Below are 203 nucleotides of genomic sequence, written 5' to 3'. Positions count from 1 at the left end.
CTCGGCAATCAGACTACCTATGCGTATGACGATAAGGGACGGCAGCTTTCTGTCACTGACGCAGAAGGCGGCGTTACCAGCTTTGAATACGATGCCGTAGGCCGCATCGTTGCAGAGCATACCAAGGTGAGTGATACGGCTACCGCAACGACCAAGCATACCTACTCCAAGGCGGGCAAGCTGCTGAAAACCGTAGACGCGCT

1 protein-coding gene is annotated in these 203 nt (G+C 55.2%); it reads left to right on the top strand.

The annotated features are described in order from the left end of the window. A partial coding sequence (locus PGS25_RS15605) for an RHS repeat domain-containing protein (protein ID WP_270419428.1) occupies positions 1–203 on the top strand: 203 nt, incomplete at both ends.

Source organism: Butyricicoccus sp. AM78-15b2TA, from assembly GCF_027665985.1.
In the GTDB taxonomy this organism is placed as follows: domain Bacteria; phylum Bacillota; class Clostridia; order Oscillospirales; family Butyricicoccaceae; genus Agathobaculum; species Agathobaculum butyriciproducens.
This window is presented reverse-complemented; position numbering and strand designations above follow the sequence as displayed.